The 9067-nt window shown below is 46.5% G+C and carries 6 protein-coding genes and 1 pseudogene; 1 reads left to right on the forward strand and 6 read right to left on the reverse strand.

Annotated features, from left to right (window positions below):
- From VB741_RS13885 to VB741_RS13905, 5 genes are all read right to left on the reverse strand, one after another.
- Positions 1 to 264 (reverse strand): transposase (locus VB741_RS13885; protein ID WP_323365785.1); only part of this gene is annotated, 264 nt, incomplete at its 3' end.
- 696 nt (positions 265 to 960) lie between these two features.
- Positions 961 to 2235 carry a DUF3131 domain-containing protein gene (locus VB741_RS13890; RefSeq protein ID WP_323365780.1) on the reverse strand — a complete coding sequence of 425 codons (1275 nt, stop codon included), beginning with the start codon at positions 2233 to 2235 and terminating at the stop codon, positions 961 to 963.
- Between the two features lie 58 nt (positions 2236 to 2293).
- Positions 2294 to 3463 (reverse strand): DUF3131 domain-containing protein, encoded by a 1170-nt coding sequence (locus VB741_RS13895; protein WP_323365781.1) that lies wholly within the window; start codon positions 3461 to 3463, stop codon positions 2294 to 2296.
- Positions 3451 to 6468, reverse strand: coding sequence for a DUF3131 domain-containing protein (locus VB741_RS13900; protein ID WP_442786362.1), 3018 nt, complete (start codon positions 6466 to 6468; stop codon positions 3451 to 3453). Before VB741_RS13900 ends, VB741_RS13895 begins: the two co-directional genes overlap by 13 nt.
- A gap of 157 nt (positions 6469 to 6625) precedes the next feature.
- The gene (locus VB741_RS13905) at positions 6626 to 6802 is read right to left on the reverse strand and encodes a hypothetical protein (protein ID WP_323365783.1); all 177 of its coding nucleotides are present in this window, start codon (positions 6800 to 6802) and stop codon (positions 6626 to 6628) included.
- A gap of 425 nt (positions 6803 to 7227) precedes the next feature.
- Here VB741_RS13905 and VB741_RS13910 point away from each other — a divergent pair, with 425 nt between their 5' ends.
- Positions 7228 to 8403, forward strand: coding sequence for a PP2C family protein-serine/threonine phosphatase (locus tag VB741_RS13910; protein WP_323365784.1), 1176 nt, complete (start codon positions 7228 to 7230; stop codon positions 8401 to 8403).
- A 452-nt stretch (positions 8404 to 8855) separates the two neighbouring features.
- Here VB741_RS13910 and VB741_RS13915 read toward each other — a convergent pair.
- A pseudogene (locus VB741_RS13915) lies at positions 8856 to 9067 on the reverse strand (transposase family protein); the annotation flags it as partial.

The raw sequence follows: 9067 nt of genomic DNA on the forward strand, positions 1-9067 counted from the left end.
CGGGTTCTCTCGTATTTGTTCGATGGTCTCACGGTCGCTGATGCCCAAACGTTCCTTGATGATTAAAGCGCCCAGGGCCATCCGAAAACTTTTAGCGGGGGCTCCCTCATCTTGGCTGAACTGCTGCGCATACACTGACTCAAAGTCATCCCAGGGAACCATCTCCGCTAGTTTTATCCAACGGTTCTCACTCGATAATTTGCCCCCAAACGGCAGATAGAAGTTCTCGAACGATAGTTGCCCCGGTGATGAGTGTCGGTACATGTCCCTGATTAAGTGCAAGGGTTTTGTGCATTTTAGCCAATTTCCTGTGCACCTAATCAGGACGTAACAGCCTGTAACCCTTGTTAAGTCTACGTCGCTATTTTTTCAGCAAGCCCTAAGTAGATGAGCACAATTAATTTCAAAATCCTGGAGGCCCCCTAAATCCCCCAATTCTGGGGGACTTTGAGTTCCGAAGCCCCCAAAATTGGGGGTTGGGGGCTTTTTAAAGAGTGTCATCTTTGAAAAGTTCTCATGTAATTTATTTTGTCTGCTTACTTACAAGTCCCTTCAACAGAATTGAAAAGGCACATCGGCTTAGTTTTGGCTTCGACTGCGCTCAGCTAGCAAGATACCTGGGATAGGTACTTGCAGACTATGGACCGCCAGAAGACAACAACTGACATTAGCACAAGCAAATGAAAACTAGTGGTCTGTCAAGACTAAGATTTGAGATCGATGAAAATCGCTTACAACTTGGCTGAACCTTATCTCGACTCACAATTCACCGACTCAATCCCAATTTTTAGCTTTGACGCTGCACTACTCGTGCAGCAAGACTAAATTTTCGGATAAATGAGTGATTGGCTTAAACCTTGCTAAACCTTATACCCTACTCCCTACTCACCATTCCCTTTAGGCTGAGCTTGTCGAAGCCCACTCCCGACCTCAACCCGAATTTTTAACGTTGACGATGTACTAGTTTTCCAGGACATCTAAAACAGGCTGATTGCCTAGGGCTTTATAGTAAAGGATTTGCAAAATTAGACCGTTAGTATTACCAGTCAAAATGGCGTTGATTTCTTCATTTTCTTCATAGAGACCGGCATAGAAACCACCACCATCAGGATCTTGTAAGTCTTTTACTGCCTTGATTAACTTCACTGTATAGGGATTTTTAGGGAAGAGATAGTACCATCCAAAGGCAGACTTTGTACTCAGCGTACGCAGCTCTGGGTGAGGCTCATTCTCTTCTGTAATCACGGCCCAAGGTGTACCATTTGCATAGAGCGTACTGTACAGAAAATGAGGAGCCTGATCCACATTGTCCTCAGAAACAGCGGTGAGATGCCCTGTTTCTTTATATCTGTTCTCTTGGGCAGCCAGGACAGCCTGAGCAGACTTTTCTAAGTTATCATCCCAGCCAAATTCAATTGCTTCTAGAATATAAGACTCGCTGACGACGTAGTTGTTAGCATCTGTATCTTGGAAATTACGCTGATCGACAGGAATTTTGACTCCGCTCACTTCCACCAGCTTCATAGGATCTGCTTCTAGTGCTTTGGGCGCTTTCAATCCCCAGAGCTCATAGCCACGGACTGCATATTCTTCATAGCCCAGACGCCCTTCTTGCACGGGTAGTAGTTTGCCATCAGATTCATAGATAGCGCCATAGAGCTGACCGTCTTCAATGGAGCGGGGCAACTGCCAACTCGCCATTAAACCAGAAATCCAATTGTCATATTGTGGATGACAGGTGCGAATAATATGCAGGGATGTGAGAAAACGTCCGATATCTAGTGCAGACCAGCCCAGACCTTTCTCCGTCGGCTGGTTAGAATAGTCTACCATTTCTCCAGTGGCGCTATTGTATACCTTGTTGGGCAGGGCACCTTCGACCAAAGGTAGCTCGCCGAGGGACGTTAAAAACTGATTGAGCTGTAGATCGAACTCATCTTGGTCGATTATCCCCATCCAACGGACGGCATTCAAGGCCATTAAATAGTTTCCCTGATCCCAAAGGGTGCCAGAGGGAAACTTATCGGCTGAGTTGGTAAATCCGGTTTCGGGCTGTCGGTTATTGACAAAATATTGCCAGGCGACCGTCGCATATTCTTGCTCTTGCTCCGTCAGTGGAGAGGTTAGCTGGCCGCATAAATTATTAGACGACTCGTCTGTTGTTGTTGCCTGCAAGTCGGCCTTGGGAGCACCAGTGCCAATTGTGCCACTGGTACAAGCAGTCAAACTGCTCATGGTTAAAAGGCTAGCAAACAGACCGATAAAGGTTCGGGAGTGAGAGAAATTCATATTTTTAAGAGATATGAGCGATGGGTTGCCCGTTTTGGGCCTTGAATAACAAACTTTCAAGAATAATGGCGTTAGTATTGACGTTGATCGCTGTATTAGGACCAAGGTCTGGGTTTTCATATCGGCCTGATAGATACCCCTTTTGCTCGTCCGCAAGATTTTGCACTGCCTGTCTCAGGGTTTGGCAATACTCGTTCTCTGGAAACAGGCTATTCCAAGCAAACGCAGCCTTTGTACTTAAAAAACGTAACTCGGGATAATTTTTCCCTCTTACATCTGTTGCTGACCAAGACCGACCATCGGAATACACACTGTAGTAGAGAAAATAGGGCTTACGATCCAATGCATCTTCGTTTACTGCGGTTAGTATGCCCGTGTCAGCATAGCGATTTGCTTGAACCTGTAGAAGATTTTCGATTTGAGCCTGCCAGGTTTCAGGCACGCCCAATTCCATCGCCCATAGCAAATAGGGATCGTTGGTGAGGTGATTACTCGCTCCTGAGGAGTTAAAATCACGCTGATCCACCATCAGTTCTAGGCCCTCCACTATCACAGGCTGAGTCGGGGGATTCTGGAGGGCATTATTGGCTTCTATTCCCCAGAGTTTAAAACCATCGGCCGCATATTGTTCATAGCCTAATCGTCCTTCTTGCCAATATTCTAAACCGTTGTGCCCCGAACCACTGCCCCATAACCAGCCATCTTTAATGGACTTGTTTAGGTCATAACCGGCTACGATTTTGTTGATGCGATCGCGAAAATTCGGATAGTGGGTTTTCACCGTATGCAACGCAATCAGATAGCGACCTAGATCTAAGGCAGACCAGCCGCTTGTGCCGTTAGGATCAGGACGATTCCCTAAGGTTCGCATGGCGGCGGTGTCAGTGCCATAGGCCTTGTTTGGCAGCTTGGTTGGGGGTAGGGGCAACTGCTCTAGAGTGGCTAACAAAACCGACAGTTTCCCATTGAACTCTGATTCAGAAATAAGCCCGAGTTGACGCGCTGCATGCACGCCTAAAAGAGCACTCCCCTGATCCCACCAGGTCGCCCAGGTAAGTCTATCCACCGCATTTACCATGCCAGTGTCAGGATTCCAGTTGTTTTCAAAATAGTTCCAGGCACGCTGGGCTGCGGCTTGATCCAAGGGATTATCCAATTGAATTATGCTTTCCAAGGGAAAGGTGGCAACAGAAGATTCAGAGGTTTCCAAATCGAGTGTGTTTTTTTTTCCTCAGTAGGCAGTGCCTGGGATAGTTCTATGCTGGGTGGTCTGGGTGCAGACACTGTTTCTATACTTTCCCCCTTAGCAATCCAATAGTTGCCTTGATCATTCGTCACCATTTGAATGACAGGTTGGGACGTCTCTGGCAAGCCCAGACCCAACACATCTCCATCGCGAATGGCATCCCACCAGGGAGAGTCCATATCTTCGTGGGGATAGATGAGAGGTTGTTGCTCAGTATTTTTATGGAGCAATGCTTGCAGAATCAGGCTATTGGTAGACCCGGTAAACCCAATGGCTCTACGGCCATCATTCTCGTAAAAGCCCTCATAATAGCCAAGCTGTGGATTATATAAATCGAGTGTTGCTAGCCACAGATCTCGACCATAGTCGCTATCGGGAAACAGGGTGTGATACGCAAACGCAACAGCGGTACTCACTACACGAGAATTGGGGATAACCTCACCATTGTCGTCCACAGCAACCCACGAGCGACCATCGGACACTAGGGTGCTATGCACTACATATGGTTCTTGATTGACTAAAGTAGTACCCGAAGCGCTAAATGTGCCAGTACGCTGATATCGACTTGCTTCCGCCTTGTAAATGGCTTCCACCAAGGACGTAATTTGAGGATCGAACCCAAATTCTAGGCCGTACAAGATAAAGGGAGTACTGGTGGTATTTAACAGCTCATCTCGCTCGCGTTGTTCTGGCTGAGAACGATTGGTGGGAACGGCTTGGTCTTCTACCTTAGTGGTGACATAATTGCCGCCAACCGCCGAACGAGACGCATCAAAGCCCCATAGCTGAAAAGCACGGGCAGCATACTCTTCATAGCCTAAGATTTCGGCTGGTTTCACTCGGATGCGATCGCGCCCCCGATCATCTTGGTCTAACCGAGCATTAGCAATGCGGCCATTTCTCACCACTCGTAGATAGGACCAATCTAATGCCAGCTTATCGACTGCATCAGTATATTCGGGATGGCACGTTTTGAGGGTGTGCAATGCTGCCAGTAGACGACCAATATCTAGACCCGACCAGCCATCTCCCTGGGGAAGCGTATTACCACCGTAATCGATGGGCTCTAGGGTAAGGGTGTTATAGGAGCGGTGGGGCAATTCGCCTGCAAAGAGATCGATTTCCTGAAGCGCTCCCATCAAATGCCTTACCCGCTGGTCAAACTTGTTGGCATTAATCACATCCATCGCCCGAGCCGCATGGAGCGAGCCCAGGTAGTCTCCAATGCCCCACAGAGTGACGCCATCAAGATCGCTACGGTCAGGGACCAAACCAGACGGGGTGTGATTCGCCTCAAAATATTGCCAGGCTGTTTTGGCATAGCGCATATCCGTAACATTTAAGGGAGATCCTACCGCTGAACAAGCCGAAGAACGGGGTTTTTCAACCGGTGCGATCGCTGCAATCGTAATCCCTTCAGGCGGCGCTGCCGGAGGTGGAGGTGCAGCCGCTACGGGTGCAGCCGGGGGAGGCTCAGGATTATTGGCTGTTTCTGGCGCTGGCTTCGCAGGGGGCTGAGCGGGGGGCTGAGGCTGAGAATGACTAGCCGTCTCTGGTGGTGGGGGTAGTTCCCCTGTATTTTCACCCGCTGGAATCGTAGATACCGAAATCGGAGCACTGCCGCTGGCCAACATGGGCACATAACCACGGGCCTTGTAATACAGGATCTCCAAAATTAGACCGTTACTATTACCCGTCAAAATATCATTAAGGGGAGGTTCAGGATCATACAGCCCTGACTCATAAATACCTGCGTAGTAGCCCCGTCCCGAATTCGTGGTGTCTTTTACATGGTCGAAAATCTTGTGGGCATAGGGATCATCTGGATACACATAGCGCCATCCAAAAGCAGATTTCGTACTGAGGGTACGCAATTCGGGATGTAGCACATTGTTCTCAGTAATCACGGCCCAGGGCTCGCCATTAGAATAAACCGTACTGTAAAGAAAGTAGGGAGCCTTATTAATGTTGTCCTCAGTAACAGCCGTCAACAGTCCCGTATCTTCATACCGTCGTTTCTGGGCCTCAAACACTCTACGGGCATAATCGGCCTGGTCTCCTTCTAGACCAAACTCAATCGCATCTAGAATATAAGACTCACTGACAACATAGTTATTGGCATTCGTGGTTTGAAAATCCCGAGTATCGTATGGAATCTGTATGCCATAGATATCAACAAAATCAAACGGGTCGTAGGCTAAAGCCTGCGGAGCATCAAACCCCCAAAGTGAATAACCCCGTGCAGCGTATTCCTCATACCCCAAACGCCCCTCCTGCACTGGGAGCGTAGTATCATCTGGCAGAACTGCAGCTCCATACAACATGCCATCTCTAACGGAGGCGGCAATATTCCAACTAGAGAGAACACCAGCCATCCACTCAGAGTACTGAGGATGACAAGTCCTCAGAATATGAAATGCAGCTAGCAAACGACCAATATCAAGCGCAGACCAACCAATACCCCGATCTAAAACATTGTTACCATAGTCCACTATTTCTCCGGTGGCACTGTTGTAAACCTTGTTAGGTAGAGTATCTTCAAATAGCCGTAGCTTACCCAAACTAGTCAGAAACTGATTCAAGCGACTGTCAAATTCTGCTTGCTCGATTAATCCCATCCACCGAGCCGCATTCATCGCTGCCAGGTAGTTACCTAAGTCCCACAGGGTACCAGATGGATAGCCACCAGCTGAATTAGACAACCCCGTGGACGCTTGAACATTATCAACAAAATAATTCCATGCCGATTGGGCATAGACCATTTCTTCAGGCGTTAGGGGTTGTGTAATAGCAGCACACTGTCCTGGACCATTTTGCGCCACAACAGGAGAAATTTTGAATATAGAGATCCATAGAGTAAGAAATATACCCACCAACCAATAGGCGATAAATCTAGTCCAGAACCGATGGCGGGACAATAATAGTATTAACACTTCTCTCTGGGGCCAAATTAAAAAACAGAGCGTTCAAATTTAAGCGAAATTGATATATGAATAGCGAATTTCAATAGGCACAATAACCACAGCTACTCTGCGCAAGAATACTGCCATTACCTCAAATGGATGGCCAAGACTACGTTCAACATTTCTGCTAATCGCTTTCTACAACAGAGGTCAAAGATGTATCGGTAGCTGACTGAGCCTTGGGAGATAAGCGTTTACTGGCATACTCTAGGGTAATGATTAAGCCCAGTGCTGTGGCAATGCCGCCAACCACTGTAAGAACGGCCCAAATCGTTGGGGGGCCTATAAATTCATCCTGATTCATATACGCTTAGCCTGTTGAACACTCTGTAAACAAACTGAAAATGGGCCTACCTGATGTAACCCACAGCGTGGGTAGTTTCTACGCTACCCTATCCATTCGAGATAAAAATCAGTGATTTTAACTATTTCTGATGCGTCCTGATTCATATACGCTTAGCCTGTTAAACAAACTGTAAACAAACTGAAAATGAACCTGCCTGATGTAACTCACAGCGTGGGTAGTTTCAACGTTACCCTATCCATTCGAGATAAATAATCAGTGATTTTAACTATTTCTGATGCGTTATATAGAGAGTTTGTTCCGTTATTCAATGTTCTGGGTATATCTAAACTTAGCATCTATTCGACTCGCGTCTACCAAAATCACGCATCTACAACAAAAAGAAAAATATAAACCTTTTGGGTGGGCCACAGGCATAATCATCGATGGACAATAATACTTCTACGATTCTATTGATAGATGACGATCTATTTTCGAGAAAACTACTACAAGCAATGTTGCAAAAAGTAGGATGCCAAGTGGTTGAAGCCGACGGCGGAGAAAGAGGACTAGAACTCTATCAAGAAATTTCCCCTGCACTAATTTTATTAGATGCCAAAATGCCAGGTATGGACGGCTTCGAATGTTGTCGAAAAATACGTCAGCTCCCGGATGGAGAACATATCCCCATTTTAATGGTCACTGGATTAGAGGATTCCACATCAGTGGAAATGGCGTTTGCTGCTGGTGCAACGGACTATGTGACTAAACCTGTGCAAATGCCAATTTTGTCGGGTCGAGTAAAATATTTACTCAAGGCTTGGCAAGCCGAAAAAGAAGTGCGAGAAAGCAATGAGCGTTTTCGGCTCGAATTGAAGCGCGCAGCTGAATATGTGGAAGCACTTCTACCGAATACTGAAGATTCTAGAAAAATAAAAGAGAATATTCAGACCGGTATTCATGTAAACGTTCAATATCAACCCTCCAATGCATTGGGAGGCGATGCCTTTGACTACACTTGGTTAGACGATGAACACCTAATGTTTCATCTGTTAGATGTGGCAGGGCATGGAGTCAAATCTGCGTTGTTGTCCGTTTCAATTCTCAATATCTTGAGAAAACAAACGCTACAGGATGCCGATTTCTATGATCCTGAAACAGTTTTGACGGCTTTGAATAACGTTTTCCAGGTCAGTGATGACGGAGAAGATTATTTCACGTTCTGGTATGGGGTCTATAACATTACTAACCGCACCTTAAAGTTTTCTTCTGCGGGTCATCCCCCTGCGGTGCTAGCGGTGCCTGAGGGTAGTGATTACAAGACTTGTTATTTAGATAGTGATGGTATTGCTATTGGTTTGCTGCCTGAATTTCCCTTTGAAATGCGGCAGTGCGAAGTCCCAGAAGGCAGTAGTCTCTATCTTTTCAGTGATGGAGTCTATGAAATCCCTGTTGGGGATACCCATGAAATTTGGGGCTTGGATGCTTGGGCTGACACTCTACGAGGACATAAGGAAAAACAGTCTGCTGACCTACAGCCTTTGTTAGAAACAGCATGTCGCATCAATGGTGGGAATACATTGGAAGATGACTTTTCAGTTTTAGAGGTCTGTTTTGCCTAAACGGTGAGCGCGACAAACCGCCACGCTAATGGTTTGGACTCGATCTTGGATTGGAGGAAAGTCATCGATTTTAATTACAAGACTTAATCGGTAATAAAACGGCTGAAAAGCCCTCAAATGCTTGCGGGGAAAGCTTTTAAGACTGATTTTAGCCATTTTCTGAAAGCCCCTCATAGCAATGGTTTCAGCTATTTCCGATTAAGTCTACAGAAGTGATCCCTCGCAAAATATTCTCCACTTGGGTGCCTTCACCAAAAAGGATTTACCACACAAAGGAGGCATCATTTGGGATTGGCAACTCAGCTTTTCCCTAGCAGAACTACAAATTCAAAATCTTTTTACCCGATTCTCTCTTTTTCTAGATTTAAAACGTCTAGCTGTGGGGATACCCATTTCATTAGACCTCTTGCAAAAATGATTATGTGTTAGCCTGAAAGGCTTTTCTAACTCTTTCAGGCCAGGTTGAGTTCATAGTTGTAGAGGGCCGGCGATTAAATTGAAACGCAGCCCATAGCGCCGTCGTCGATTGCGATAGCACTGCGCTAAAACCTTAAAGATTTTGACCCGTCGATTTACATGCTCAACCCAGATGCGCTCCTTGCCCAAGGTTCGATTGTAGTCGCGCTCTGCCTCGGAGAGTTCTCCACCCTTTGGTTTTTTCTTA

Origin of the sequence: Leptothoe sp. PORK10 BA2, from assembly GCF_034932105.1 — a bacterium.
GTDB lineage: Bacteria > Cyanobacteriota > Cyanobacteriia > Phormidesmidales > Phormidesmidaceae > Leptothoe.